We start from the raw sequence: 26062 nt of genomic DNA, 5'->3' as shown, positions 1-26062 counted from the left end.
TTAAATCGGGGCGGCTCTGCCGCCCCGTCATTGCGTTTGAAAGGGAGTGACATAATGGGCGGTTATATTCTGGCGATCGATCAGGGCACGACATCGACAAGGTCGATGGTCTTTGATCGCGACATGCGGGTCATCGGTGTCGGGCAGCGAGAATTTCCGCAGCATTTTCCTGCCTCCGGCTGGGTCGAACACGATGCCGAAGACATCTGGAAAAGTGTGCTTGAAACCATCCGACTTGCACTTGCCGATGCCGGCATCGCCGCAACCGATATAGAGGCGATAGGCATCACCAATCAGCGGGAAACGACGGTGCTGTGGGACCGCAACACCGGCGAAGCGGTGCACCGCGCCGTGGTCTGGCAGGATCGCCGTGCCGCCCCGGTCTGCGAGGATTTGAAAAGAAGGGGGCTGGAACCGCTCTTCTCTAAAAAGACCGGACTGCTGCTCGATCCATATTTTTCCGGCACGAAGCTGAAATGGCTCTTGGACAGCGTCGGCGGTCTTCGCGAAAGGGCGGGCAAGGGAGAAATCTGCTTCGGTACCGTCGACAGTTTCCTGATCTACCGTCTCACCGGCGGCCGCCGGCACGTGACCGACGCCACCAACGCCTCGCGAACGCTGATCTACAATATCGAAGACAATGTCTGGGATGATGAGCTCCTGTCCATCCTCGACATCCCCCGCGCCATGCTGCCGGAGGTTCTGGATTGCGCCGCCGATTTCGGCGTAACTGACAAGTCGCTTCTGGGCGCGGAAATTCCGATCCTCGGCGTTGCGGGCGACCAGCAGGCGGCGGTGATCGGCAATGCCTGCTTCGAGCCGGGCATGATGAAATCGACCTACGGCACCGGTTGCTTCGCACTTCTCAATACGGGCACAGACCGGGTGGCCTCCACAAACCGGCTGCTGACGACGATTGCTTATCGCCTCGGCGGCGTGACGACCTATGCGCTGGAAGGCTCTATCTTCATCGCCGGGGCGGCGGTGCAGTGGCTGCGTGACGAGCTTGGTTTCATCTCGGTTGCATCAGAAGTCAGCGCGCTTGCCGAAAAGGCCGATCCGAAACAGCGCGTTTATCTCGTGCCTGCCTTTACCGGTCTTGGCGCGCCTTATTGGGATGCCGAAGCGCGGGGTGCGATCTTCGGCCTCACACGCGGGACGGGCCCGGCGGAATTTGCCCGCGCGGCGCTCGAAAGCGTTGCCTATCAGACGTTCGATCTGCTGGATGCGATGCGCAAGGACTGGGCGGGTGACAATGGCAAGACGGTGCTGAGGGTCGACGGCGGCATGGTCGCCTCCGATTGGACGATGCAGCGGCTGGCGGATATTCTCGCCGCGCCCGTCGATAGACCGGTGTTTCTCGAGACGACAATCCTTGGTGCCGCCTGGCTTGCGGCCTCACGTGCCGGTATCTGGCCGGACCGCAAGGCCTTCGCCGACCATTGGCGGCGCGACCGCCGCTTCAGCCCCGAGATGGAAGAGAGCGAGCGGAAGAACGCCATCGCAGGCTGGCGCGACAGCGTCGGCCGTTGCCTCTCGAAACGGGACAATTAAGGCCGGTTACACGAAACTGCCGGGTGCGATGCTCTTGCTGTAAACGAGATCGGAAAGGGCGCGCACCAGCTCCGCCTCCGCGCCCTTGCTCGGTTGAAGCACAAATTCAACGTCTTCCAGCAGCGGCAGCACGCCTGCGGCAATCTCCTTCAGACCAGCCGGCGCCATGCTGCGCGGCTGCACCAGAATGCCCATGCCCGCCCTTGCTGCGGCGGTTAGTCCACTGAGACTGCCGCAGGTGCAGACGATCCGCCAGGCGAGACCGGCCCGGTCCAGTGCCTCCTGCGCCGCCCTCCGGGTGATGCTCGGCGGCGGAAAGGCAATCAGCGGGAGCGCATCCGGCTGGTTCAGCATCCGCTCAGGATCGCGCGCCAGCCAGACGAGCGGTTCGCGATAAAGGAAATGACCAAGCTTGTCGCCAAGACGACGCTTGGCCAACACCACGTCAAGTTCGCCATTGTCCTGCATCTGGTAAAGCACACCGCTCAGCGAGACCGTTAGTTCAAGGTCAACCAGCGGATAAAGCCGAATGAATTCCTCCAGAATGGTCGTAAGGCGACTGGCGACAAAATCTTCCGACACACCAAGCCGCAGCCGACCGCGCAGGCGGCTTTCGCTGAAGAGCGAAGAGACCTTGCTATCGATTTCAAGCATGTTGCGAGCGTAACCGAGTAATGCCTCACCCTCGCCGGTCAGTTTTACCTGATGGGTGTTGCGTGCGATCAATCGGCGGCCAAGGGAGGCTTCAAGCCTCTGAATATGCTGGCTGACAGTGGATTGGCCAATGCCGAGCCGTTCGGCAGCAAGGGTAAAACTGCCGGTTTGCTGGAGCATGACGAAACTGGCAAGATGTTGAAGGTTCAGCATTATCTCAAATCATGATAACTGTTAATCTTTGCATCCGAAATCATGATGAGCGATAGTGGCGCGCGTTTCAAGCAAAACCGCTGCCGGAAAGACCTCCCATGACCCGCTTCCTGCCCGACCGTTTCACCATGATGCTGGTGGCCACCGTAATTCTGGCTTCCATCCTGCCGATCAGCGGCGAGCCGGCAGAATATTTCGGGCTTGCGACAAAACTCGCGATCGCTCTGCTGTTCTTCCTGCACGGCGCGCGGCTTTCGCGGGATGTGGTGATTGCGGGCATCCTGCACTGGCGTCTGCATCTGGCGATCCTGCTCGTGACCTTCGGCCTTTTCCCGCTTCTCGGTGTGGCGATAGGCTTCATTCCCGAAAGCATCCTGCCGGCACCGCTCTATATGGGCGTGCTGTTTCTCTGTGTGCTGCCATCCACCGTGCAGTCATCCATCGCCTTCACGTCAATGGCGGGCGGAAACGTGCCGGCGGCGATTTGTTCAGCCTCGGCTTCGAATATTTTCGGCATGTTCCTGACGCCGTTGCTGGTTGGCCTGCTGTTCACGGTCGGCGGCCATGGCGGCGGATTTTCGCTGGATGCTTTCCTGCAAATCTTCCTGCAGCTGCTTCTGCCTTTCATCGTCGGTCAGGTCCTGCAGCCCTGGATTGGTGACTGGATAAGGGCGCGCAAGAAATTGCTTTCTCCGGTCGATCGCGGCTCCATCCTGATGGTCGTTTATCTCGCCTTTTCCGATGCGGTCATCGAGGGCATATGGCACACGTTTTCGCTCCGGGATATCGGTGTGGTCATCGTCATCAATATCCTGCTGCTGGCGCTTGTCCTATGTGTAACGATGTTCGGCAGCCGGCTATTGGGTTTTGACAAGGCCGATGAGATCACCATCACCTTCTGCGGCTCGAAAAAGAGCCTCGCCAGCGGCGTGCCCATGGCCGGCGCGATCTTCGCCGGCCAGAGCATCGGTGCCATCGTTTTACCGATCATGCTCTTTCATCAGATCCAGTTGATGGTCTGCGCTGTCCTTGCCCAGCGTTATGCCCGCAAGGCCCATGAAAAGGCAGCGATAGCCGAAGCGGCTGCGGCAGAAGGCGCCGCAGCCTCCGCTCGATAAAACGCGCTCCCGCCAACAAAAACGGCCCCTCAAGGGGGCCGTCTGTCTTGCATGTGGAATACTTAGTTAACCTGAGCCGGGGTAACCTGGGCTTCGATGGTCTTCGGCGCATCGGCGCTGTCGGACGAGATCGCAATGCGGCGCGGCTTCATGGCTTCCGGAATATTGCGAACGAGATCGATGTGAAGCAGGCCATTCTTCAGGGAAGCGGTCTGCACTTCTACGTGGTCGGCAAGCTGGAAGCGGCGTTCGAAGGCGCGCGTGGCGATGCCGCGATACAGAAATTCGCCTTCCGTCGTCTTCTCATCCGTGGCTTTCTCGGCTTTCACGGTCAGCGCATTGGCGCGGGATTCGATGCTGAGTTCATTTTCATCGAAACCGGCAACCGCCATGGTGATGCGATAGGTATTCTCACCGGTCCGCTCGATATTGTAGGGCGGATAGGACTGGGCCTGCTCAGGCTGGCCGAGGCCGTCAAGCATCGAAAAAAGACGGTCGAAGCCCACGGTGGAACGATAGAGAGGGGAAAAATCAACGTGACGCATGGTGTCCTCCTTAAGAAGCGACTGTTTGCGGTTAAGTCCGCCATCCCATTCTGGCGACGGTCGGACATTTGGCGCGGCCCCGCTTTGGCGACCGCATGAAGGAGATGGGAATGGCGTCGCGCGGCGTCAAGGGGTGGATGCAACATGAACCATGTCTGAACATCCGGTTCCGGCATCGTTCAGTTTGAGAGCCATAAAACTCCAGTCATCGGAGACATTCTCCGTGGACAGAAGCAATAACGTCCCTTCTTCTTCTGTCTTACTCGCCGGAACCGCGACTGCTTTAACCGACGGTTCCGGCAATTTTTTCTTTGACCTTCCCGCGCCGCCGACCTATCCGAAAAGAGTTGAAAAGCCGGAAAAAGACCGATGATCGAAGCCACATTGCGCGCCAGTGAAGACAATCCGGTTCCCGACAGCCATGTGGTTGGATATTTTTCTGGCCATGGCGGCAAACAGCTCCGCTATGCGATCTTTCGGACCCATCGTCATGTTGCCCGCGGAACGGTGGTTCTGCTGCATGGCAGAAACGAATGTATCGAAAAATATTTTGAAACAGTGGCCGGTCTGACGGCCATGGGCTTCTGGGTCGCGACGTTCGATACGCGCGGGCAGGGCGGTTCCGAACGGCTGCTCAAAAGGCCGGGTGCCGGGCACGTGCGGCGCTTTTCCGATTATCAGCACGACATCAGCCTTTTTCTGGAACAGGTGGTGCTTCCGGATACGAGGCTGCCGTTCTTCATGATTGCACATTCTACCGGCGCGCTTGCCGCGCTTGCCGCAGCGCCCGGGCTCGCGAACAGGATTGATCGGCTGGCGCTTTGTTCGCCCTTCATAGAACTCGACAGTCAGCAATCCGTCCCGTCATCCGTTATCCGGCTGGTCGCCACGGCTTTGAGCCTTGCCGGCCTGGGAAAAGTTCAGCTTGGCAGGGACCAGCGCGAACGGGATTTTGACGGCAATCCGCTAACCTCGGACGCAAAACGTTTCGCAAGGAATCTCTCGCTGCACAGGCAGTTTCCGGAACTGTTCATTGGCGCGCCAACGGCCCGCTGGGTCTATGAGGCATTGAAGACCATGGGCCGAGTGACCCGTCAGGATCATCTGACGAATATAACCATTCCTACCCTTATTCTGGCGCCCATGCTGGACACGATAACGCCCTATAAGGCGCAGGAAGAGCTGTCGCGCAATTTCCGGGCAGCGCAGCTTCTTCCCATCACCGGCGCGCGTCATGAACTGCTGCATGAGCGGGATGTTTTCCGCAAGCAGGCACTGGCCGCCATCGACGCGTTTTTCGCGCCGGAGTGATGGCCGCCTTGCAGGGCAGGTCTATAGTCTGGAGAGAATGGCAAGCGCCTGTTCGTGTACGGATCTGGAGCCGGCGGCCAGAATGCGGCCGCCATTTTCAGGACGTCCGCCATCCCATGTGGTGATGATGCCGCCGGCCTGCTTGATGACCGGAATAAGTGCGCCCACATCGTAGGGCTTCAGGCCGGATTCAATGACGAGATCGACATGACCCGCGGCCAGCAGGCAATAGGCGTAACAATCCACGCCGTAGCGGAAAAGGCGGACCTGATCCTGCACCTTTTCGTAGAAGGGCTTTTCCTCGGCGGTGAAAATATGAGGTGTTGTGGTAAAAAGTATTGCGTCCGATAACGAAGCGCAGTCACGCGTGCGGATGGTTCGTTCGCCCTCGGGTCCGAAATACCAGGCGGAGGTGCCGTCGGCAAAGTAACGCTCCCTGGTGAAGGGCTGGTCCATCATGCCCATCGTGGCGCGGCCGGCAGACTGGAAGCCGATCAGAGTTCCCCATACGGGCACGCCGGAAATGAAGGCGCGTGTGCCGTCAATGGGGTCGATGACCCAGACATGCTCGCGGTCGAGACCGACATTGCCATGTTCTTCCCCGAGGATGCCGTGCTGGGGAAAACGAGCCTCGATGAGCGCACGAATGGCGCTTTCGGCCGCTTGATCGCCTTCCGTCACCGGATCATAGCCGCCATCCTGCTTGTTGGTAACGGCAACGCCCGTGCGAAAGCGGGGAAGCGTTTCGGCGCTGGCCGCATCAGCGAGTTCGAAGAAGAAATTCCGGTCGGGCAGCATGCGAAACCTCATTGCGTGAATTGATGGCCTCAATTGTGTGGCGAAATGCATAGACCGGAATCACCTCCGCCGTCCACTCGTATGGTGACGAAGCCGCGGTTTCCATATTTTCGGCAAAAGCACAAAAAACATGCAAAAAATAAAATGATTGACAATTGTGCAATTACTGCGTAGCGTGATCCTACAGTCTTTGACTGTAAATACCCTCCTTGGGTGTTTCCTCCCTAGACTTGACCGCGCCAAGGCGCGGTTTTTTTTGCCCGGCGCACAGCCAGGCAAGGGGCGAACGATTTAATTGAGAAGCTTGGCTGTGCTATTCGGCGGCAAGCGAAGTTTCGATCGCATATTCCGACACGAAAGCCCCGAGCTGGCGCATGAATATTTCCAGCGAAGCCTGAATGGCGGGGAAATCGCCTTTCTTCAAAAGCGTTTTTTCATCGACATAAAGCGACCGGTTGACCTCTATCTGCAGCGCGTGAAGCGAGCGTATGGGACGGCCGTAATGTTCGGTAATGAAGCCGCCGGCATAGGGCTTGTTGCAGACGGCGACGAAGCCAAGTTCTTCGAGGAAATGTAGGGCCGCACGCGAGACTTCCTGGGAGGCGCTGGTGCCGTAGCGGTCGCCGATAATAATATCAGGTCTGAGGTTTGACCCGGTGACCCGGATATTACCGGGCATCGAATGACAATCGATCAGCACCGCCATGCCAAAATGTGCGTGCGTGCGGGACAGCAGGCGACGCAGACATGCGTGGTAGGGTTTGTAGATGGTCTCGATACGGGAGAGGGCTTCATCCACCGGCAGGCGATGGGCATAAATATCCATGTTTTCCGCAACGATACGCGGCACGGTTCCAAGGCCGCCTGCAACCCGCATGGAGCCGATATTGGCGTAGGGCGGCAAGGTGCCCTCGAACATGCGGGGATCGAGCTCATAGGGCTCTCGATTGACGTCGAGATAGGCGCGCGGAAAATTCGCTTTCAACAGCGGCGCGCCAATCTCTGGGGCGGCGCCGAAAAGCTCGTCGACGAAGTGGTCCTCGGAGCGACGGATGTCATGCGAATCGAGCCGCGCCGATTCTAGGAAGGAGATGGGATAGCAGCGGCCGCTATGGGGGGAATTATAGACGAATGGCAGGGTTTGAACGGCAGGTTCCGTTACTTCGAACAGCTCATATTCACCTGTTACCCAGTCCATTCAGGCCATTTACCATGTCGCAAACTATCAGGAGGTTCATGTTGCCAGTTACGGTGCGGCAAGTCCATACTGTCGCCCAAGTAGCGCTATACCGATTCACGTGTTCACAGGATATTTACCGTGAAAATCCTATAATCGCGCTAGGGTATTCCAAACATTGAGCAGTTACGGTCACTTAACCATGAATCAGAAAATTCTTCTCGCTGAAGACGATAACGATATGCGCCGCTTCCTCGTCAAGGCGCTGGAAAAAGCCGGTTACAAGGTTTCTTCCTTCGACAATGGCGCAAGCGCTTACGACCGGCTGCGCGAGGAGCCCTTTTCCCTTCTGCTCACCGATATCGTCATGCCCGAAATGGACGGTATCGAGCTTGCACGACGCGCGACCGAACTCGACCCGGACCTGAAAGTCATGTTCATCACCGGCTTTGCAGCGGTTGCGCTGAATGCCGATTCGAAGGCTCCGAAGGACGCCAAGGTGCTTTCCAAGCCGTTCCATCTGCGCGATCTGGTGGATGAGGTCAACAAACTCCTTGTGGCGTAAGGCCTCTCAAAAAACCTTCACAAAACCGAAAAAAAGCAGTTGACGCATGAACCGGTTTTGTGGTCTATCCGCCGCCACGGAGGGCGTGTAGCTCAGCGGGAGAGCACTACGTTGACATCGTAGGGGTCACAGGTTCAATCCCTGTCACGCCCACCATCCGAATTCATAAAAGGGTTTCTGAGCAGTCAGAAACCCATTTTTCGTTTCTCCTTCAGCCAAGCCCTTTTTCCTCGGAAGCGATTTCTGTCGCTGCTGGCTTTCTCCTGCGCATGAGCTTCAAGTCACTGCGGTGGCGGGGTATGTTTGCAATAAATTTCGAATTGAAAAATAAAATTCAATGCCGTTGACGTCTCCAGTTTTTCCAGCTATGCCATCAGTATGCAATAAATTACAGAGACTAAAATTTATTGCGCGACAAGTCATTATCCTTGGGAGGGGAATATGTTGGCTTTTCTGAAATCGACCGTCGCTGCGGGTGTATTGGCCGTGGCGCTTGCGGCTGGCGCCGGTTCGCCGGCCGCCGCCGCAGGCAAGTTTGCCTGTGAACCCGGCGAAACCTATGTGATGAATGTCATGGTTTCCAGCCATCCCTATTGGGTTCCGGTATTTGAAGGGTTCAAGCAGGCCGCCAAGGCGCTCGGCTGCGAAGCTGTTTTCACCGGCACGCCGGAATATGACATCACAAAGCAGATCGCGTCCTTCGAGCAGGAGCTGGTGAAGAAGCCGAAAGGCGTTCTCCTGCACCCGATGCAGGCCGATCCTTTCATCGAGCCGATCAACAAGGCGATCGCCTCAGGTGTATCCGTGACCACCTTCGCCGCCGATTCTCCGAAGTCGAAGCGCACCGCCTATATTACCTCGGACAATGTCGCAGAGGCGAAGTTTGCGGCTGACGAAATCGTCAAGAAGCTTGGTGAAAAAGGCGAATATGCCGTTCTGGAAAATCCGGGCCAAAGCAACCATGATCTGCGCGTTACCGCCCTCATAGACTATATGGGGCGGACTTATCCGCAGATGAAGCTCGTTGGCCGGCAAGCGACCAACCAGGATGCAAACGTCGCTTATCAGGCAACCGCCGCACTACTGCAGGCCAATCCCAATCTCGGTGCATTGTGGATCCCTGAGGCCGGTTCGGCTGAAGGTGCGACGACCGCCGTTCTCGAGGCAAAAAAGAAGGTCCTGATCCTGCATGCGGATATCACGCCGGCAACGCTGGAACACATCAAGCAGGGTAATATCTATATGGCCATCAATCCCAATCAGGGGGTTCAGGGCTTCATGGGTTTCATGAACACGTTTCTCGGTGCTCATTCGGACCTGATCGACCCGTTCAACGACTACAAGGTCTCCGGCTTCAACCCGATGCAGGTGCCTTCGATGGACAATGGTTTTGCCGTCATCACCAAGGCGAACGCCGCCTCCTTCGATCTCAACGAATATATGAAGGGGCGCTGAGGCGTCGATCTGGACCCGGCGAGGTTTACGCCTCGCCGGCCATGTGGAAAGCCGGTTCGGGAGGGCGTTATGGGTGAGGTCATCCTCAGCATGACGAATATTCATAAGGCATTCGGGCCCGTAAAGGCGCTGCGGAGTGCTGCACTTGACCTGCGGCGCGGCGAAATCCACGCGCTGGCCGGGGAAAACGGTGCCGGAAAGTCGACGCTGATGCATATCATTGACGGCATTCTGCAGCCCGATGGAGGGGAGATCCTGCTGGATGGCAAGCCGGTCAAGATATCCTCGCCTAATGTGGCGAACCGGCTCGGCATCGGTTTCGTGCATCAGGAGATCGCTCTTTGCCCTGATATTTCGGTTGCCGAAAACATGTTTATGTCAGAGACCGGTCGAAGCCGTTCCTGGTTCATGAATTACCGCGACCTGGAAAAGCGGGCGGCAGCAGTACTGCGGGAGATCGGCGACATCGATCCCGCCAGCCGCGCGGGCGGCCTTTCGATTTCGCAGCAGCAGATCGTTGAGATTGCCAAGGCGTTGACGCTGGATTGCCGCATCCTGATCCTCGATGAGCCAACGGCAGCGCTGACAGAGACCGAAGCCCAGACACTTTTCCGGATCATGCACCGGCTGGCCGAGCGCGGCATTGCCATCATCTATATTTCGCATCGCATGGCGGAGATTTTCGAACATTGCGACCGCATCACCGTCATGCGCGACGGTTGCCATATCAGGACGGAGAATATTGCTGATATCTCCCCTGAGGAAGTCGTTAACAGCATGGTGGGACGGGTACTCGACAAGCTCTACCCGCCGAAGCTCTCGGATGATGAGAAGTCTGACGACGTCATTCTCTCTGTTCGGGGTCTGAATGAAGGAAAGCGCGTTTTCGATGTCGGTTTCGATCTGCATCGGGGTGAAATCCTGGGGTTGGCTGGACTGATCGGTGCGGGAAGAAGCGAGATCGCGCGGGCGGTCTGCCGGCTGGAGGGCAAGCCGACAGGCGAGGTTATGTTACGTGGCCGCCGGCTTGGCCTGAAAGACTATCGTGACAGCATCCGGGAAGGGATCGTTTATCTTTCCGAGGACCGCAAGGGGGATGGGCTGTTCCTGAACATGTCGATCGCCGCCAATGTCTCCGCGCTCGACATTGGCAGGATATCGAATGGCATGGGTTTCATCGAACGGCGCAAAGAGATGAAGCGCGCAGATGAGCTGGGGCGCCGGCTGAAACTGCGGGCGAACAGCGTCGGTGATTCCGTCTCGACCCTGAGCGGCGGCAACCAGCAGAAGGTGGCGCTGGCGAAGATGCTGTCGGTGGAACCGAAGGTCATCTTTCTGGATGAGCCGACACGGGGGGTGGATGTGGGTGCCAAGGCGGAAATCCACCGCCAGATCCGGGAACTGGCGCGTGAGGGGGTTGGCGTGGTCGTCATCTCCTCCGAACTGCCGGAACTCATCGGCGTCAGCGATCGTGTGCTTGTCGTGCGCGAGGGGCGCATCACCGGCGAGGTCGAGGGGGACGACATGACGGAGGAGAAGATCATGCAGCTCGCGTCGATCAATATTGTGCAGAATGCGGCGGAAGCCTGAGGGAGCGGGAAAATGGCAACATCGGAAACACCTTCAAGCCTTGCCGGGACGGCGGTTCGCCGGACAGCGTGGTGGGAGCCGGCGCTCAAGGCGCGGGAAACCGGGCTGATCGTAATCATTCTCGCGCTTTTTGCCGTGATGTCCTTCATCTCGCCGTACTTCCTGACCGTGGACAATCTGCGGGCCATGGCCATGGTCTTCGCTATCGAAAGCATCGTCGTGGTGGGCATGACGATTCTTCTGATCTCTGGTGGCATCGATCTTTCGGTGGGATCCGTTACGGCGCTCGCGATGGTGGCAGCCGGCTGGCTTTTCCTCAACGGCGTCGACCCCTGGGTGGCGGCGGGGTTGGCAATCTGCCTGACGACATTGGTCGGTATGGTCATGGGATTTCTGACCACGGTCATCGGTCTGCATCATTTCATCGTGTCGCTGGGCGTCATGGTCATTGCGCGCGGTGTTTGCCTGCTGGCGACCGGCGGGCGGCCGCTCGGGCTCTACTCCCTGCCGCCGGAATTCAAGTTCATCGGTCAGGGTGTGATTGGCGGCATTCCGCTGGTGCTGATCATATTTATGGTGGTGGTCGTTTCTTTCGATCTGCTGCTGCGGCGCACGACTGCTTTCCGCAAGGTTTTTTACACCGGCAGCAATCCCAAGGCCGCGGCCTATTCCGGCATCCGTGTCGGCCGCGTGGTCTTCGCCACCACAACGCTTTGTTCGATGCTTTGCGGTGTTGCAGGTGTTATCTACATGGCGCGCTTCGGTTCTGCCCAGCCAAGCTTCGGCATCGGCATGGAACTCAACGTCATTGCGGCCGCGGTCATCGGCGGCGCCAGCCTTTCGGGCGGTTCGGGTACGATTCTTGGCGCGATCCTGGGAGCCATCCTTCTCTCGGTGGTTTCCAGTTCGCTTGCCTTGCTCAATGTGTCTGTCTACTGGCAGGACATCATCAGGGGCAGCATCTTGCTGGCTGCGGTACTGTTCGACCACTATCTGGTCAGGCGCCGCCGTTGAGCGCCGTCCGCTCGCCCGAAGGTAACTGGAGAAAGACGATCATGCTGGATATCAAGGACGATTTCGATCAACAGAGGCAGATGTATTCCGTCCTGGTGCTGCATTTCATCGAAGGGGTGAAACAGTCCGAAATCGCCGAGCGGCTCAACCTTTCCCACACCAAGGTGAACCGCATGATCGCGGCCGGCCGCAAGGCGGGCATGGTGAAGATCAGCATCTCCAGTCCTTATCAGCGGCTTGTGGACCTTGAAAACGAGGTCACCCGCCGGTTTGGCCTTAAACAATCCGTCGTTACGCCAACGGTATCGGACAATCCGGAAACAGCCTTGCAAATGGTCGGGCGGGTGGCCGCAAACCATTTGCTGGAAACGATCCGCGACGGCGATGTGATCGCGATTACGGGCGGCAAGGCGGTGAGTGCGGTTGTCGACAATCTGCAGGCGGAGCGCCGTTTCGATGTGCGGGTAGTGCCGCTCACCGGCGGGGTGCAGGGCAAGCATTACACCGATGTCAATCATCTCGCCACGCAACTGGCGGAAAAACTTGGCGGCAGCGCCTCGCTGCTGCACGCACCGTTATTCGCCGAAGACGAGGAACAGCGCGATCTCCTCATGAATGTTGCATCGATCCGTGAGGTTTTCGACCTGGCGCGTCAGGCGCAGGTGGCGCTGGTCGGCATTGGTTCGGTGGAGGCGCCAGGCTCTGGCTATTACGATCTTCTGCCGGATGCCGCCCGTGGCGGACAGGCGCTGGTGGATGCCGGCATTGCCGGCGAGTTTCTCGCCCACCTCACCATGGCGGACGGGCAGCTTGCCCGGATCGATCTCAACTCGCGCGTGGTGGCGCTGGACCCCGGGCAGCTTGCCCGGTGCCCAAACATCATCGGTGTCGCAGCAGGCGCCATCAAGGCCGGCCCGGTGGCGGCCACGCTTGCCGGCCACTATCTGACCTCGCTGGTCGTGGATGAAGCGATAGCCGGCTACTTATTGGATCATGAAGGAGGGGAAACCTCGTGACGGACAACGCAATATTGACCCGGACGATAGGCAAAAGCGGTATCAACTCATCTGCCGTGGGGCTTGGAACCTGGGCCATCGGTGGCTGGATGTGGGGCGGCACCGACGAGCGGCAGTCCATAGCAGCCATCCAGGCCTCCATCGATGCGGGGATTTCCCTCATCGATACTGCGCCAGCCTATGGCATGGGGCTTGCCGAAACAATCGTTGGCAAGGCAATTGCCGGCAGACGCGACAAGGTGGTGCTGGTCACCAAATGCGGGCTTGTGTGGCATGTGAATGAGGGCGCTTATTTCTTCCATCAGGATGGCAAGCCGGTTCATCGTTATCTCGGCGCCGCATCCATCCGGTACGAGGTCGAAGAGAGCCTGAAACGGCTTGGGACAGATTATATCGACCACTACGTCACCCATTGGCAGGATGCCACGACGCCGATTGCCGAGACAGTCGGGGCTTTGGTGCGGCTGAAGGAAGAGGGGAAGATCCGTTCGATCGGGGCAAGCAACGTCTCGCAGGCCGATCTGGAAGCCTATATCGCCACCGGGGCGCTGGATGCCATTCAGGAAGAATATTCCATGGTAAAGCGCGATATCGAGACGACGCTCCTACCCGTTTGCCGGGGGAATGCCGTCTCGGTTCTCAGCTATTCGTCGCTGGCGCTCGGTCTCCTCTCGGGCAAGGTCGGGCCGGAGCGGGTTTTTGCGGAAGATGACCAGCGCCATGGCAATCCGCGGTTCAGCCAGGCCAACCGTGAAAAGATCGCGCGTTTGATGGGCGTGCTGAAACCGGTGGCGGCCGCCCATTCCGCCTCAGTGGCACAGGTGGTGATTGCCTGGACGATTGCCCAGCCGGGTATAACATTCTCGCTGTGTGGCGCACGCGATCCGGCTCAGGCGGTTGAAAACGCCGCCGCCGCGCGTCTTCGCCTCACAGAGAGTGAGTTGGCGCTCATCAGCACTGGTATCGCGGAGCATCTCGTGGGTCTCGATACCTGATTATGTAGCTGGAACGGGGTTTCAGGCGCACATCGCATAATTTCGTTCCCTTTCTCACGTCGCTTAACGTTCAACAACATTGGGACGCTGGTCATCGCCAGCGAACGGTATTCCTATGCCCAGTTTTCGCGAGGACGCTCTCCATCGCATCCGGCAAGACGGTGATTTCGACGCCGTGGTCATCGGCGGCGGTATCAATGGCATCGCCGCCTATCGTGATCTTGCCCTGCAGGGGCTGAGAGTTCTTCTGGTCGAGCGCAGCGATTTTTCCTCGGGCTGCAGCGCTGCTCCCTCGCGGATGATCCATGGCGGCCTGCGTTATCTAGAAAACGGCGAATTCGGCCTGGTGGCCGAATCCCTGCGGGAGCGCGATGCACTTCTGAGGCTCGCACCGCATATGGTTCGGCCGCTGCCGACCACGATCCCGATTTTTTCGACTTTCAGCGGCCTGTTCAATGCGGCAGCAACCTTTGCCGGCTCCGGTGGGAAACCCGCAAGCCGGGGCGCGCTCGCCATCAAGGCGGGTCTGATGCTCTATGATTTCGTCACTCGCAAAAACCGCATCCTGCCCCGTCACGTCTTTCGCGGCGCGGCCGATACTTTGCAGCATTGGCCGGATCTGACACCGGAGATCAGATATTCCGCCACCTATTACGATGCTTGGATAAGCCAGCCCGAACGGCTTGCTCTGGAGCTTCTGATCGACAGCCAGTCGGATGCGCCGCAAAGCGTTGCACTGAACTATGCCGAACTCGTCCGTGTGGGCGATGAATATGGTCTGCGGACGGAGGAAGCGGACGAAATCCTGCCGATACGGCCCCGGATCATCATCAATGCAACGGGAGCCTGGATCGACGAGACGATCGACGTATTGGCCGATGGCCCGGCGTCGGACAGGGCAAAACCCACCGTTTCAGGCACCAAGGGATCGCATCTGATCCTTGCCAATGAGGAACTTCTCAAGGCGCTGAACGGCCACATGATTTTCTTTGAAAACACGGACAACCGGGTCTGCATCCTCTTCCCTTATCTCGACCGGGTTCTTGCGGGATCGACCGATATCAAGGTGGATCGGCCCGAGCGGGTGCGCTGCGAGCCCGAGGAACGGGGCTACATTCTGGACGCGATCCGGCAGGTCTTTCCGCAGATTGCCATCGATCGCTCCGACATCGTCTTCAGTTTCAGCGGTATACGCCCATTGCCGCGAAGCGATGCCGCCTTCACCGGGAAAATATCCCGCAGCCATTTCATCCACCGCGTTGCGGGTGATCCGCCGCAGCTCTGCATGATCGGCGGCAAGTGGACCACTTTCAGAGCTTTTGGCGAACAGGTGACCGACGAGGTTCTGGCCTTTCTTGGACGAAAGCGACTGACCGGCACCATGGACCGCGCAATCGGCGGCGGCAGGAATTTTCCGGCCGGTGCAGGCGGCCTGCCTGCCTTGTTGTCGGAGGAGTTTTCGATTGCCGAAGACCGGGCGGAGCATCTGGCCCTGGCTTACGGCTCCCGCGCGTTTGAGCTGATGGGTTTTTGCCGGGATCGTTCGGATGACGTGCGGCTTTCAGAAAAATCGCCGATCACGGCAGCGGAAGTGGTCTGGCTCATCCGTTGCGAACAGGTGCGGCACCTGACCGATCTCGTCCTGCGTCGCACGACGCTCGCCATCACCGGCGTCATCGATGCCGATCTGATCGACGCGATGCTCGCCGTCGCAGCGCGCGAGTTGGGCTGGCTGCCAAATCAGGCGTCAGCGGAACGTCAGCGGCTCATTCACGAGCTGGAGACCTTTTACGGGGTCACGCCGGCAATGCTTCAACACAGATGCAAGGAGAATGCATGATGATGCGGATTTCGAAGAAGGCGCGCATGAACAGGCTGTTCCGCAATGGCGGCTGTCTGGATGTGGCCATCGATCACGGGGTTTGTAACGAGCCGAGCTTCCTCGTCGGGCTGGAGGATATGTCGCAGACCGTGGACCGGCTGGTAGAGGCTCGCCCCGACGCCATCCAGATGGCCTACGGCCAGGCAGACCTGCTGCAGCAGCGGCCGGAGCGCGACAAGCCGGCGCTCGTCATGCGCATCGACATGGGCAACCCCTATAACTCAACACGCCACAGGACCATGTGGTCGCAGCTTCAGAATTCTCATGACCCGATCATCGGCGCGCTGGAAATGGATGCCGCCTGCGTCGTCGTGAACCTGTTCATGCTGCCCGACGAACCTGAGCTCTTTCGTCAATGTGTTGAAAACATCAGCCGCGTGCGCGCCGATTGCCATCGTTTCGGGATGCCGCTGATGATCGAACCTTTGGTCATGCTGCCGAATGATGTGCGCGGCGGTTATCAGGTGGATGGCGATGCCGAAAAAATCGTTACGCTGGTTCGTCTTGCCTCGGAAATGGGAGCCGATATCATCAAGGCCGATCCGACCAGTAACCCGCAGGACTTTCACAGGGTGATCGAGGCGGCGCGGTGCCCGGTGCTGGTGCGGGGCGGGGGGCGTGAGGACTTGCGCAATGTATTGGCGAAATCGGCGGCTCTGGTGGCCGAAGGTGCAAACGGCATGGTTTACGGGCGCAATATTTACCAGCACGACAATCCCAAGGCCGTTGTTGCGGCGTTGATGGCCATCATCCATCAGGGTGCGGGTGGTGAGGAAGCATGGGATATCTATAATCGTGGCTGACAAAAATCACATATTGGGTCTGGATGTCGGCAACACGGTCATCAAGGCCGTGCTGTTCGACACGGCGGGCCGACAGGTTGCGCAACACGCGATCGACGGACAGTCGACATTCCCGCAGCCCGGCTATGTCGAGCGCGATCTCGAGGAATTGTGGCGCAACGGTTGCGAGGCGATCCGGCAGCTTCTGGTAAAAGCGGCTGTCGATCCTCGCAGCATCCTCGCGGTAGGCTGCGCCGGCCATGGCAATGGTCTTTATCTTCTAGACAAGAAACAACAGCCCCTGATCGGCATCCAGTCGCTCGACAGCCGCGCCGCCGATGTGGCGGCCGAGCTTGACGGGAAAAGCGGAGCGCAATTGCAGGCCCGCTGCCTGCAGCGGCCATGGCCTGCGCAAACCCCGAGCCTTTTGGCTTGGGTGAAGCGACATGCACCCGATCTTTACGCCCGGACCGGCACGGTGTTGTTCTGCAAGGATTTCGTCAATTTCCGCCTGACGGGCCTCCTTGCCAATGATATTTCCGATCTCAGCGGCGCGGGACTTTTGGCTTTGCCGGAAGCGCGACTCGACCGCGAGCTTCTGTCTCTTTACGATATCGAGGACGCGTTCGCGTTTTTCCCCCATCGCGTGGAATCGGCCGACATCGTCGGCCAGGTGACGGGCGAGGCTGCGGGTATGACGGGGCTATCCGAAGGCACACCCGTCATCGGCGGTTTCTTCGATGTGGTCTCCAGCGCCATGGGGTCGGGCGTCATCAATGCCGGGGAAGCTTCGATCATCGCCGGCACCTGGAGCATCAACCAGGTTTTCGCAGACAGGCCGGTCATCAGTCCCGATGTCTTCATGGTTACGACCTTTGGCCGCAACCGCTATGTCAATATCGAATCCAGCGCCACCTCCGCCGCCAATCTCGAATGGTACGTGCATCGTGTTCGCGGTGACCACGGCGACCACGCCTTCGAGCGCTGCAACGAATTGGTCGGCTCCGTTACCCCGCGCGCCGACGATCCGTTCTTCCATCCGTTCATTTTCGGCTCGCGGCTGGGTGCGGAATTTCGCGGCGGCTTTTACGGCCTCGCGGGATGGCATGGTGAAGGGCACATGTTACGCGCCCTGTTCGAGGGTGTGTGTTTTGAGCATCGCCGCCACATCGGCGTCTTGCGCGAAGCGGGCTTGCCGGTGGAAAGCGCCGTGATGTCCGGCGGCGGTTCCCGCAGCCAGCATTGGCCGCAGATCATGGCTGATGTCCTGGAAATTCCGCTGCGTGTCGCGGAGGCCCGCGAGACAGGTGCGCTCGGTGCTGCCATTGGTGCGGCCGTGGCGATTGGACTTTATCCCGATTATGAGGAGGCGGTTTCGGCGATGACACGGGTTGCGAATGCCTACCAGCCGGATGCTGCGCAAGTCTCGCATTATGCGCGGCGTTATGGTCTTTATGCGGAGTTGACCGCGCAGTTGCGTGGCTTCTGGAGCGCCTTGCGGCTGGCGCGAACCTGAAAGTGCACCACGTGCAGACGATCAACCGGGCCGCCGCCGGACAAAGCGTTGCTCCAAGACCTCGCTTCCCCATTGGCTGCCCGGATATTCCTCGACGCATGTAAAACCATGGGTCTCGTAAAGGTGGCGTGCGGTCGAGAGACCGTTGAATGTCCAGAGATGGGTTGCGGCGAAGCCATTTTTGTCGACAAAGGCCAGTGCTGTTTCGAGCAGTCTGCGTCCGACACCGCTGCCGCGCACACCGTCGTCGACAATAAACCAGCGCAGATGCGCAATATCCGCTCCGAGATCTTCGCCGTCGATCGCGATGGAGCCGATGATTTGCTGGCTGCGCATTGCAAGCCAGATCGCGTTCTTCGGACTGTCCAGCCGGTTGCAAAAAGCCGCGAGGCCCTCTGCTACAACGGATTCGAAACGCTGGCCGAAGCCGGATGTCCGGGCGTAATAAAGCGCATGCATCTGTGTGATGCGAGCGATGAGCCCTGGCCTGTAGCCTTCGATGACCTCGACGGCGGGAGCCGCGACATCGCCCCTGTCTCCCAGCGCATCGGCATAAAGGCGTAGCCCTTCCAGAACCGTGAGAGCTTGCGCCGGGCCGATCCGTGTTAAGGCGCTCGATACCTGCCAATTTGCGAAGGCGTGAATGGTTCCCACCCTATTGTGCCCGGGTTTGGTCAGGCGGAGCCGTTTGATTCGGCTATCGTCGATATCCGTCTCCTCCAGGAGGTCTCCTGAAAGGACGAGTTTGCGAAGCATTCGGCTGACGCTCGATTTCTCCAGCCTGAGCAACTTCGCCAGATCCCGAGCTGTGATGCCCGGGCACGCCTCGATCTCGATCAGCGCGTGCACGGCGGAGGGCGGCAGATCAGTGCCGGCAAAATCTCCTCCCATAAAGCCGAGTTCGCGAACAAGCCGCCGCGAGATGGAGCGGATATCGTGTATGGGAAGGGGCTGTTCAGGCATGGTTAATCCAATATGGTTGCATCATGCAACCATATGCACATGCGGAACGGTCTGCCAAGGCCATCTCGGCATAAGGACTGGCTTTCTTGGCAAATATTGGCGATCCTCCTTCCATGCACCGATAAAGCGTCTCTTGGCCGCACCAGGGAGGTCAATAATCCGGTCAGGGAGCAGATATGCCCGATACGCCCCGCTTTTTCCGTTATGCCGTTTTGGTTGCGATGTTCCCCGTCGCCGCCCTCGGGCTTGTGGGAACGCCAAATGAATATCGCGCCGTCGGTATCGAGGCTATCGATTGCGACGGCCCCCTATCGGTTCTTGTCGCTGCTATGCCGGCGTTTTTGGCCTATGCCGTCATCGGCTGGCTGTTTCTGTCTGGCGCCAGGCGCCATCGTTCGCTGATTTCCGGTGGCATTTGCGTGCTGGTATCCCTGGCGCTCACCTGGAACATCGGTCTTGCGCTTCAAGAACATCAACGAAACGCGGCTGAAATGGTCTGCGGTGGCAGTGGCAGGCTTTGACCTGCCCTGAGATCGTGGAACGCTTCCCTAGTCCCGGAACCGAAGGTTGCGGCGGGTCAACTGCTCGACAGTTGTGCAGCCCATCAGCTTCATGCCGCGCTCGATTTCGATACGCATTGTTTCCAAGGCCCTCTCGACCCCCGCCTGGCCTGCAGCGGCAAGCGGGAAAAGATAATAGCGGCCAAGCCCCACGGCTTTTGCCCCCAGAGACAGGGCTTTTAGTACATGGGTGCCACGCTGAATGCCGCCATCCATCATCACGTCAATCCGGTCACCGACCGCATCGACGATCTCGGCCAGCTGGTCGAAAGCGCTGCGGGAACCATCAAGCTGGCGGCCGCCATGATTGGAGAGCACGATGCCGCTGCAGCCGATCTCGACGGCACGCCGGGCGTCGTCCACCGACATGATGCCTTTCAGGCAAAAAGGTCCGCCCCATTCGCGCACCATCTGCTCCACGTCCTCCCAATTCATGGAAGGATCGAGCATTTCGGTGAAATAGCGGCTGATGGAGAGCGCTCCACCGTCCATCTTGATGTGATCGTCGAGTTGCGGCAGGCTGAAGCGCTCATGGGTCAGATAATTGATGCCCCATGCCGGCTTCATGGCAAATTGCGCAATGCCGGAAAGATTGAGCTTGAAGGGAATGGCAAAGCCGGTGCGCTTGTCGCGCTCGCGGTTTCCGCCGGTGATGCTGTCCACCGTCAGCATCATGGTTTCCACACCGGCGCTTTTTGCGCGCGCCATCATATCGCGGTTGAGGCCACGGTCCTTGTGGAAATAAAACTGATAGACCTGCGGCCCGCCGCTGATCCGGCGCGCTTCCTCCAGACTTGTGGTGCCTAGAGAGGACACGCCGAACATCGTGCCGAATTTGCCGGCCGCCGCAGCAACCGCCCGTTCTCCCTGATGGTGAAAGAGGCGCTGAAGTGCCGTCGGGGAACAATAGACCGGCATTGACAGCTTCTGCCCCATGACGGTGACAGACATATCCACATCGGCAACGCCGCGCAGCACGTCCGGAACCAGATCGCATTTTTCGAAGGCGGCCGTGTTTCGTCGATACGTCACCTCGTCATCGGCAGCGCCGTCGATGTAGTTGAAGATCGGTCCGGGAAGACGCTGTTTGGCCATGCGGCGAAAATCGTGGAAATTATAGCAGTCTTTGAGTTGCATCTGTTGCCCGACCGGTCAGCTTTGAAAGCTCGAAAAAGATCGAGTGAACCTATACCGGGTCTCAGGGGCGGGCAATTGCGTCCGGGGCGAATTTTGCAGTTCTCAGGCGGTTAGCGATCCCGGCGACCTAGGTCCTCGAGACGGCATGCAGCGCCTTGCCGGTATCAAGAAAGCTCGCAATGTTGGCGATTGTCGTGACCGCAATGTTTGTGAGTGCTTCCTGTGTGAAGAAACCCTGATGACCGGTTACCAGAACATTGGGAAAGGTCAACAACCGCGCGAAAACGTCATCGCGCAACACGTCATTGGACAGATCCTCGAAAAAGAGATCGGCTTCCTCCTCGTAGACGTCAATGCCGAGGGAACCGATTGTGCCGTCTTTCAATCCGGCAATCGCGGCCTGCGTGTCGATGATGGCGCCGCGGCTGGTATTGATGAGCATTACGCCCTTTTTCAGCAGCGGCAGCGTTTCGCTACGAATGAGATGGCGGGTCTCCGGTGTCAGCGGGCACATCAGTGTGAGTACGTCCGACGCGCGGAACAGCTCCTCTCGCGTGACATAGGTCATGCCCAGCGCCACGCAATCCGGATTCTGGCGGATATCGTGGCCGAGCAGACGGCAGCCGAAGCCGGCCGCGATACGCGTGAAGATCGCTCCGATCTTTCCCGTCCCCACAACACCAACCGTCTTCCCGTGAAGATCGAAGCCAAGCAGCCCGTCAAGTGCGAAATTTCCCTCGCGAACGCGATTATAGGCGCGGTGAATCTTGCGGTTGAGCGACAGGATGAGCGCCATGGTGTGTTCCGCCACCGCATAAGGCGAATAGGCCGGCACGCGCGCAATGGTGAGGCCGAGCTTTTCGGCGGCCTGAAGGTCCACCTGATTGAACCCGGCGCATCGCAGGGCGACAAGTCGCACACCCATTGCCGCAAGTTTCTCGAGCACCGGTCCGGACAGGTCGTCATTGACGAAGGCACAGATCGCCATCGCTCCCTCCGCCAACGCCACCGTTTCGGCAGACAGGCGCGCTTCGCAATATTGCATCTTCATGCCAGGGTGGGCGGCAGCGTCAAGGAACTGCCGGTCGTAGGGCTTGGCGCTGTAAACCACGATCCGCATCTGCTTCTCCAGTCTCCAAAAGAAAGCTGCCGTCACAGGGCGGTGCGTTCGGCAGATGGCTCAGCTGTGAAGGCCCGGGGCTTCCTGTCCGGTGCTTTCGACATATTCGGTGTACCCGCCACCATATTGATGGATACCATCGGGCGTCAGTTCCAGAACCCGGTTCGAAAGGGCGGCCAGGAAATGACGGTCATGCGAAACGAACAGCATCGTGCCTTCATAATCCGAGAGGGCCTTGATCAGCATTTCCTTGGTGTCGAGATCGAGATGGTTGGTTGGCTCATCCAGCACGAGGAAATTCGGCGGATCGAACAGCATGGCAGCCATGACGAGACGGGCCTTTTCACCGCCGGAAAGAACGCGGCAACGTTTTTCCACGTCGTCGCCGGAAAAACCGAAACAGCCGGCAAGGGCGCGCAACGGTGCCTGCCCCGCCTTTGGAAAGCGCTCTTCCAGCCATTCCAGGATGGTGCTGTCACCGTCAAGAACATCCATGGCGTGCTGGGCGAAGTAACCGAGCTTGACGCTGGCGCCGAGGGTAACCTTGCCGGAATCCGGTTCCGCCGTGCCGGTCACGAGCTTCAACAGCGTTGATTTTCCTGCACCATTGACGCCCATGATGCACCAGCGTTCCTTGCGCCGCACCATGAAGTCGAGATCGCCATAAATGGTGCGGCTGCCATAGGCCTTGTTCACCTTCTTCAGCGCCACGACATCCTCACCCGAGCGGGGCGCCGGCGCGAATTCGAAAGCAACAGTCTGGCGCCGGCGTGGCGGCTCGACGCGATCAATCTTGTCGAGTTTTTTCACGCGGCTCTGCACCTGCGCGGCATGCGAGGCGCGCGCCTTGAAACGTTCGATGAACTTGATTTCCTTGGCGAGCATGGCCTGCTGGCGTTCAAACTGTGCCTGCTGCTGCTTTTCATTCTGCGCGCGCTGCTGTTCGTAAAAGCCGTAGTCGCCGGAATAGGTGGTGAGACTGCCGCCGTCGATTTCGATGATCTTGGTCACGATGCGGTTCATGAATTCCCGGTCGTGCGAGGTCATCAGCAGCGCGCCGTCATAATTCTTCAGGAAATCCTCAAGCCAGATCAGGCTTTCAAGATCGAGATGGTTGGAGGGTTCGTCGAGCAGCATCACGTCCGGCCGCATCAAAAGGATGCGGGCAAGCGCGACGCGCATCTTCCAGCCGCCGGAAAGCTTGGAAACATCGCCGTCCATCATCTCCTGGCTGAAGCTCAACCCGTCCAGCACCTCACGCGCACGGCCTTCCAGCGCGTAACCATCAAGCTCTTCGTACCGCGCCTGCACTTCGCCGTAACGTTCGATGATGGCGTCCATCTCGTCCATCCGGTCGGGATCGGACATGGCGGCTTCCAGTTCCCGAAGCTCCGCCGCGACCTCGCTGACCGGGCCTGCACCCTCCATAACCTCGGCCACGGCCGAGCGGCCGGACATTTCACCGACATCCTGATCGAAATAGCCGACCGTCATGCCCTTCTCGACGACGACCTGACCCTCGTCCGGCTGCTCCTCGCCGGTGATCATCCGGAAAAGCGTGGTCTTGCCGGCACCGTTCGGACCGACAAGGCCGATCTTCTCACCGCGATTGAGCGCGGCGGAGGCCTCGATATAGAGAATGCGGTGACTGTTCGACTTGCTGATGTTTTCGATGCGGATCATGACAGGGCCTGTGAATGGGAGCGGCCCTCCTATGCCACGGGCCGCCGCCGCTGTCACCTGCCGCACATGTTCTGTCAGCCATGCAGCGGAGAAGGCGCTCCGGCGCGGCGGCGCCGGAAGCGGATCAGTTGGTGAGCGTGGCTATGCTGCCTGCAGCCTTGCGGGCGATTTCGCCAAAGGCTGTTACGATCTGCTCCATGTTTTCAGGGGCGTAATAATTGTCAGCGCTCGATGCGCAATATTGCAGCAGCGCCTTGCCCTTGTCCGGCGCCATGAAGGCGACGCTGAAAATCTTGATTCCATCTTTCTTGGCAGTCTCGCAGGTGGTGCGCACCGACTGGTCGATGCTGGAATTCCACGAGGCGCTGTTTCCCGTCATTTCGCCATCGGTCATCAGAACAATATAGCGCTCGAAGGATTCGTTCCCCTGCGTTTTATGTGCCTTCGCTTCGTCGGGATTGGCTTTCTTGAGTGCGTTATAGGCGGCGTTCAGGCTGCTGCGGGCGTCCGTGCCGCCGGTGGGAAATTCCGGAATCTGTTTGTCCACATAGCTGACAACACTGCTCGTGCCCCAGCTAAGGGGCTGGGCGGCATAGGTCTCGTGCGTATAGACCGAGGCACCTGTCCGCACCAGTTGCGAACTGCCGTTGGCAGTGTAGGTCGGGTCGGCCTTGTTCAATGTGGCGACGAGAAATCCGACCGCGGTTTTGAGCGACGTGGCCTTGTTGACATAGCAGGGGCTGGACGTAACCTGCGCTTCGCTCTTGCCCCAGTTGCTGGCGGTATAGTTCGGGCACGACTTTTTTGCGGCATTGACGGTATCCGTCTTGAACGACATCGAGCCGGAACGATCAAGCGCCAGATACATGGAGATCGGAGCACCCTTGTTGACGGTGCTCTTTGCGGTGCCGGTTACCGAAAGATCGAGTGTTTTTGCGCCAATGAACCCGAGCAGCGGATTGAGCTGAACCTGGTGGTTGATCGTGGTTTCGATCGTGTAGGTCTTGCCGCGGGCATTTTCCGTCGTCGTGATGCTGGTTGGAGAATTCTCCTCCAGTTTCTTCTTTTCTTCTTCGGTCAGGCTTTTTTCCATCTGCGCGGCAATGAAGCCCTTGGCGATTTCCTTGATCTGCTCATCCGTCAGATCGCCCTTTTTCAGCCGCGCCTCGGTTGCCGCCGCAAGGGCGGCTGAATCCGCAGTGTTCTGCATGTCCGCTTTCACCTGCATCACATTCGCCAACTCCATGCCGGCACCGGCAAAACCGAGCAAGACAGGCAGCAGGATTGCCGTCATGATGCCGAAATTGCCGCTCTTATCGGTCAGGAAACGGCGCTTCAATTTGTCAGGTGCGGAGGCGGTCATAGGGGGGCTCACCGATTAGAATATTCGACTGAGCGCAGGAAACCCGCAAACGATGTAAAATCCGCTAAGGTGATCGGTTCAATTTTACGCAGTGGTCAAATTGACGCAGCTTTCAAAGTATTTTCAAGAATTGTCGTCGCGAAGGTCTGGAATAATACAAGTTGTGTCATTGCTGGATGGGGATCACGTCGACCGCCTGTTTTATCTGCTGATTGCCGTAGCTCTTCAATACCCCGATAACGGGGGCGACATCGGAATAATCCCTGCCATAACCGACGACGATATGGTCGCTCCCCGCCACGATGTCGTTGGTGGGATCGAGCTCCAGATAACCGGCAGCCTCGCCGCACCAGATGCGCACCCAGGCGTGCATTGCGTCGGCGCCTTCAAGCCGTTCCTTGCCGGGCGGAGGAATGGTACGCAGGAAACCGCTGACATAACCGGCGGGAATGCCGAGGCTGCGCAAGGCCATGATCATGATATGCGAAAAATCCTGGCACACGCCGCGCTTTAGTTTGAAGGCTTCCGCAGGTGTCGTATCAACGGTCGTCGCCTCGCCGTCATAGGTGAAGTCCTTATGGATCCGTTTGCACAGAGAGAGCGCAATTTCGCGAATGGTCATTCCGGGCTTCAGCACTTCCCGGGCATAGGCGGATATCGCCGTGTCCATTCCGATCCTTGGACTAGCGCCGATAAAGTGGTGCGGTGACTGGAAATCGAGCGACCACACACCGGCGAGGTCCTGCGGCAGGCGGGAAAGCTCGGGCGAAAAATCCGCCGTCAATGCCGGGGCTTCCACCATCACCCGCGCCTGCATGCGAATATCGAGCTTTTCATGCGGTGCGCGCAGATGCACCGATGTTGCCGAGAGATGAAAGAAATCCTCGAAGACGGCCCGTTCTTCCGGCGTCGGCGAAACGTCGATGGAGCCGGCGACGAGCCGCTGTCGACCCGGGATGGAGAGCGGCAGGACGCGGATGATGTGGCGTGCGCCATGTGCCGGCGTGTCGTAGGTGTAACCCATATGCAGGGAAAGATCATAGAGCATAGG

The 26062-nt window shown here is 58.8% G+C and carries 24 protein-coding genes and 1 tRNA gene; 15 read left to right on the top strand and 10 right to left on the bottom strand.

The genetic code is table 11. The features are described 5' to 3' along the window. Positions 1-54 precede the first annotated feature (54 nt). The gene (glpK, locus tag BLU28_RS24085) at positions 55-1554 is read left to right on the top strand and encodes a glycerol kinase GlpK (protein WP_022563297.1); all 1500 of its coding nucleotides are present in this window, start codon (positions 55-57) and stop codon (positions 1552-1554) included. A 6-nt stretch (positions 1555-1560) separates the two neighbouring features. Here the strand turns inward: glpK and BLU28_RS24080 are convergent, their stop codons facing one another. After that, the gene (locus BLU28_RS24080) at positions 1561-2421 is read right to left on the bottom strand and encodes a LysR family transcriptional regulator (protein ID WP_022563298.1); all 861 of its coding nucleotides are present in this window, start codon (positions 2419-2421) and stop codon (positions 1561-1563) included. 98 nt (positions 2422-2519) lie between these two features. Between BLU28_RS24080 and BLU28_RS24075 the strand changes: the two genes are divergently transcribed. Further along, positions 2520-3539 (top strand): bile acid:sodium symporter family protein, encoded by a 1020-nt coding sequence (locus tag BLU28_RS24075; RefSeq protein ID WP_022563300.1) that lies wholly within the window; start codon positions 2520-2522, stop codon positions 3537-3539. 62 nt (positions 3540-3601) lie between these two features. Here the strand turns inward: BLU28_RS24075 and hspL are convergent, their stop codons facing one another. After that, positions 3602-4084 carry a heat shock protein HspL gene (gene hspL, locus BLU28_RS24070; protein WP_004437287.1) on the bottom strand — a complete coding sequence of 161 codons (483 nt, stop codon included), beginning with the start codon at positions 4082-4084 and terminating at the stop codon, positions 3602-3604. A gap of 223 nt (positions 4085-4307) precedes the next feature. Here hspL and BLU28_RS26450 point away from each other — a divergent pair, with 223 nt between their 5' ends. Both BLU28_RS26450 and BLU28_RS24065 read left to right on the top strand, forming a co-directional pair. Then, the gene (locus tag BLU28_RS26450) at positions 4308-4457 is read left to right on the top strand and encodes a hypothetical protein (protein ID WP_162471999.1); all 150 of its coding nucleotides are present in this window, start codon (positions 4308-4310) and stop codon (positions 4455-4457) included. Then, positions 4454-5395: an alpha/beta fold hydrolase gene (locus BLU28_RS24065; RefSeq protein ID WP_077987507.1), complete on the top strand. Its 942-nt coding sequence runs from the start codon at positions 4454-4456 to the stop codon at positions 5393-5395. Before BLU28_RS26450 ends, BLU28_RS24065 begins: the two co-directional genes overlap by 4 nt. Before the next feature lie 21 nt (positions 5396-5416). Here the strand turns inward: BLU28_RS24065 and hisN are convergent, their stop codons facing one another. Then, positions 5417-6193: a histidinol-phosphatase gene (hisN, locus tag BLU28_RS24060; protein ID WP_022563303.1), complete on the bottom strand. Its 777-nt coding sequence runs from the start codon at positions 6191-6193 to the stop codon at positions 5417-5419. A 313-nt stretch (positions 6194-6506) separates the two neighbouring features. Further along, the gene (locus BLU28_RS24055; RefSeq protein ID WP_022563305.1) at positions 6507-7391 is read right to left on the bottom strand and encodes an N-formylglutamate amidohydrolase; all 885 of its coding nucleotides are present in this window, start codon (positions 7389-7391) and stop codon (positions 6507-6509) included. 181 nt (positions 7392-7572) lie between these two features. Between BLU28_RS24055 and cpdR the strand changes: the two genes are divergently transcribed. The 10 genes from cpdR to BLU28_RS24005 all read left to right on the top strand — a co-directional run bounded on the left by cpdR (position 7573) and on the right by BLU28_RS24005 (position 18185). Further along, entirely contained in the window at positions 7573-7935 is a 363-nt protein-coding gene (cpdR, locus tag BLU28_RS24050; RefSeq protein ID WP_003497910.1) for a cell cycle two-component system response regulator CpdR, read from the top strand. A gap of 81 nt (positions 7936-8016) precedes the next feature. Beyond that, positions 8017-8091: transfer RNA gene (locus tag BLU28_RS24045), tRNA-Val, on the top strand. A 285-nt stretch (positions 8092-8376) separates the two neighbouring features. Continuing rightward, a complete protein-coding gene (locus BLU28_RS24040; protein ID WP_004437310.1) occupies positions 8377-9390 on the top strand; it encodes a substrate-binding domain-containing protein in 1014 nt (337 codons plus the stop codon). Positions 9391-9459: 69 nt separating this feature from the next. Beyond that, a complete protein-coding gene (locus tag BLU28_RS24035; protein ID WP_022563306.1) occupies positions 9460-10980 on the top strand; it encodes a sugar ABC transporter ATP-binding protein in 1521 nt (506 codons plus the stop codon). Positions 10981-10992: 12 nt separating this feature from the next. After that, a complete protein-coding gene (locus BLU28_RS24030; protein WP_004437313.1) occupies positions 10993-11994 on the top strand; it encodes an ABC transporter permease in 1002 nt (333 codons plus the stop codon). A gap of 41 nt (positions 11995-12035) precedes the next feature. Beyond that, the gene (locus tag BLU28_RS24025; protein WP_022563307.1) at positions 12036-13010 is read left to right on the top strand and encodes a sugar-binding transcriptional regulator; all 975 of its coding nucleotides are present in this window, start codon (positions 12036-12038) and stop codon (positions 13008-13010) included. Next, complete coding sequence (locus tag BLU28_RS24020; RefSeq protein WP_022563308.1) at positions 13007-14005, top strand: aldo/keto reductase; 999 nt, start codon at positions 13007-13009, stop codon at positions 14003-14005. Before BLU28_RS24025 ends, BLU28_RS24020 begins: the two co-directional genes overlap by 4 nt. A 115-nt stretch (positions 14006-14120) precedes the next feature. Beyond that, positions 14121-15845, top strand: a complete 1725-nt coding sequence (locus tag BLU28_RS24015) for a glycerol-3-phosphate dehydrogenase/oxidase (RefSeq protein ID WP_022563309.1) — start codon at positions 14121-14123, stop codon at positions 15843-15845. Between the two features lie 2 nt (positions 15846-15847). Further along, positions 15848-16690 carry a class I fructose-bisphosphate aldolase gene (locus tag BLU28_RS24010; protein WP_034500331.1) on the top strand — a complete coding sequence of 281 codons (843 nt, stop codon included), beginning with the start codon at positions 15848-15850 and terminating at the stop codon, positions 16688-16690. Then, the gene (locus BLU28_RS24005; protein ID WP_022563311.1) at positions 16683-18185 is read left to right on the top strand and encodes an FGGY-family carbohydrate kinase; all 1503 of its coding nucleotides are present in this window, start codon (positions 16683-16685) and stop codon (positions 18183-18185) included. Before BLU28_RS24010 ends, BLU28_RS24005 begins: the two co-directional genes overlap by 8 nt. Positions 18186-18206: 21 nt before the next feature. On the opposite strand, the gene BLU28_RS24000 is transcribed toward BLU28_RS24005, so the two are convergent. Next, the gene (locus tag BLU28_RS24000; RefSeq protein ID WP_022563312.1) at positions 18207-19148 is read right to left on the bottom strand and encodes a bifunctional helix-turn-helix transcriptional regulator/GNAT family N-acetyltransferase; all 942 of its coding nucleotides are present in this window, start codon (positions 19146-19148) and stop codon (positions 18207-18209) included. 176 nt (positions 19149-19324) lie between these two features. Between BLU28_RS24000 and BLU28_RS23995 the strand changes: the two genes are divergently transcribed. Further along, the gene (locus BLU28_RS23995) at positions 19325-19669 is read left to right on the top strand and encodes a hypothetical protein (protein ID WP_022563313.1); all 345 of its coding nucleotides are present in this window, start codon (positions 19325-19327) and stop codon (positions 19667-19669) included. A gap of 27 nt (positions 19670-19696) precedes the next feature. Here BLU28_RS23995 and BLU28_RS23990 read toward each other — a convergent pair whose 3' ends face one another. The 5 genes from BLU28_RS23990 to BLU28_RS23970 all read right to left on the bottom strand — a co-directional run bounded on the left by BLU28_RS23990 (position 19697) and on the right by BLU28_RS23970 (position 26059). Continuing rightward, positions 19697-20845 carry an alpha-hydroxy acid oxidase gene (locus BLU28_RS23990; protein WP_022563314.1) on the bottom strand — a complete coding sequence of 383 codons (1149 nt, stop codon included), beginning with the start codon at positions 20843-20845 and terminating at the stop codon, positions 19697-19699. 127 nt (positions 20846-20972) lie between these two features. After that, a complete protein-coding gene (locus BLU28_RS23985) occupies positions 20973-21965 on the bottom strand; it encodes a 2-hydroxyacid dehydrogenase (protein WP_022563315.1) in 993 nt (330 codons plus the stop codon). A 60-nt stretch (positions 21966-22025) separates the two neighbouring features. Next, positions 22026-23648: an ABC-F family ATP-binding cassette domain-containing protein gene (locus BLU28_RS23980; RefSeq protein ID WP_022563316.1), complete on the bottom strand. Its 1623-nt coding sequence runs from the start codon at positions 23646-23648 to the stop codon at positions 22026-22028. Between the two features lie 124 nt (positions 23649-23772). After that, positions 23773-25011 carry a vWA domain-containing protein gene (locus tag BLU28_RS23975; protein WP_022563317.1) on the bottom strand — a complete coding sequence of 413 codons (1239 nt, stop codon included), beginning with the start codon at positions 25009-25011 and terminating at the stop codon, positions 23773-23775. Positions 25012-25177: 166 nt separating this feature from the next. Then, the gene (locus BLU28_RS23970) at positions 25178-26059 is read right to left on the bottom strand and encodes a transglutaminase family protein (RefSeq protein ID WP_034500307.1); all 882 of its coding nucleotides are present in this window, start codon (positions 26057-26059) and stop codon (positions 25178-25180) included. Positions 26060-26062: the final 3 nt, after the last annotated feature.

Source organism: Agrobacterium pusense, from assembly GCF_900102105.1.
In the GTDB taxonomy this organism is placed as follows: Bacteria; Pseudomonadota; Alphaproteobacteria; order Rhizobiales; family Rhizobiaceae; genus Agrobacterium; species Agrobacterium pusense.
This window is presented reverse-complemented; position numbering and strand designations above follow the sequence as displayed.

What these genes read in the sequence shown, in the direction of transcription:
- glpK (WP_022563297.1), top strand. Translation starts at nt 55, where the DNA reads ATGGGCGGTTATATTCTGGCGATCGATCAGGGCACGACATCGACAAGG.
- BLU28_RS24080 (WP_022563298.1), bottom strand. Translation starts at nt 2,421, where the DNA reads ATGCTGAACCTTCAACATCTTGCCAGTTTCGTCATGCTCCAGCAAACC.
- BLU28_RS24075 (WP_022563300.1), top strand. Translation starts at nt 2,520, where the DNA reads ATGACCCGCTTCCTGCCCGACCGTTTCACCATGATGCTGGTGGCCACC.
- hspL (WP_004437287.1), bottom strand. Translation starts at nt 4,084, where the DNA reads ATGCGTCACGTTGATTTTTCCCCTCTCTATCGTTCCACCGTGGGCTTC.
- BLU28_RS24065 (WP_077987507.1), top strand. Translation starts at nt 4,454, where the DNA reads ATGATCGAAGCCACATTGCGCGCCAGTGAAGACAATCCGGTTCCCGAC.
- hisN (WP_022563303.1), bottom strand. Translation starts at nt 6,193, where the DNA reads ATGCTGCCCGACCGGAATTTCTTCTTCGAACTCGCTGATGCGGCCAGC.
- BLU28_RS24055 (WP_022563305.1), bottom strand. Translation starts at nt 7,391, where the DNA reads ATGGACTGGGTAACAGGTGAATATGAGCTGTTCGAAGTAACGGAACCT.
- cpdR (WP_003497910.1), top strand. Translation starts at nt 7,573, where the DNA reads ATGAATCAGAAAATTCTTCTCGCTGAAGACGATAACGATATGCGCCGC.
- BLU28_RS24040 (WP_004437310.1), top strand. Translation starts at nt 8,377, where the DNA reads ATGTTGGCTTTTCTGAAATCGACCGTCGCTGCGGGTGTATTGGCCGTG.
- BLU28_RS24035 (WP_022563306.1), top strand. Translation starts at nt 9,460, where the DNA reads ATGGGTGAGGTCATCCTCAGCATGACGAATATTCATAAGGCATTCGGG.
- BLU28_RS24030 (WP_004437313.1), top strand. Translation starts at nt 10,993, where the DNA reads ATGGCAACATCGGAAACACCTTCAAGCCTTGCCGGGACGGCGGTTCGC.
- BLU28_RS24025 (WP_022563307.1), top strand. Translation starts at nt 12,036, where the DNA reads ATGCTGGATATCAAGGACGATTTCGATCAACAGAGGCAGATGTATTCC.
- BLU28_RS24015 (WP_022563309.1), top strand. Translation starts at nt 14,121, where the DNA reads ATGCCCAGTTTTCGCGAGGACGCTCTCCATCGCATCCGGCAAGACGGT.
- BLU28_RS24010 (WP_034500331.1), top strand. Translation starts at nt 15,848, where the DNA reads ATGCGGATTTCGAAGAAGGCGCGCATGAACAGGCTGTTCCGCAATGGC.
- BLU28_RS24000 (WP_022563312.1), bottom strand. Translation starts at nt 19,148, where the DNA reads ATGCCTGAACAGCCCCTTCCCATACACGATATCCGCTCCATCTCGCGG.
- BLU28_RS23995 (WP_022563313.1), top strand. Translation starts at nt 19,325, where the DNA reads ATGCCCGATACGCCCCGCTTTTTCCGTTATGCCGTTTTGGTTGCGATG.
- BLU28_RS23990 (WP_022563314.1), bottom strand. Translation starts at nt 20,845, where the DNA reads ATGCAACTCAAAGACTGCTATAATTTCCACGATTTTCGCCGCATGGCC.
- BLU28_RS23985 (WP_022563315.1), bottom strand. Translation starts at nt 21,965, where the DNA reads ATGCGGATCGTGGTTTACAGCGCCAAGCCCTACGACCGGCAGTTCCTT.
- BLU28_RS23980 (WP_022563316.1), bottom strand. Translation starts at nt 23,648, where the DNA reads ATGATCCGCATCGAAAACATCAGCAAGTCGAACAGTCACCGCATTCTC.
- BLU28_RS23975 (WP_022563317.1), bottom strand. Translation starts at nt 25,011, where the DNA reads ATGACCGCCTCCGCACCTGACAAATTGAAGCGCCGTTTCCTGACCGAT.
- BLU28_RS23970 (WP_034500307.1), bottom strand. Translation starts at nt 26,059, where the DNA reads ATGCTCTATGATCTTTCCCTGCATATGGGTTACACCTACGACACGCCG.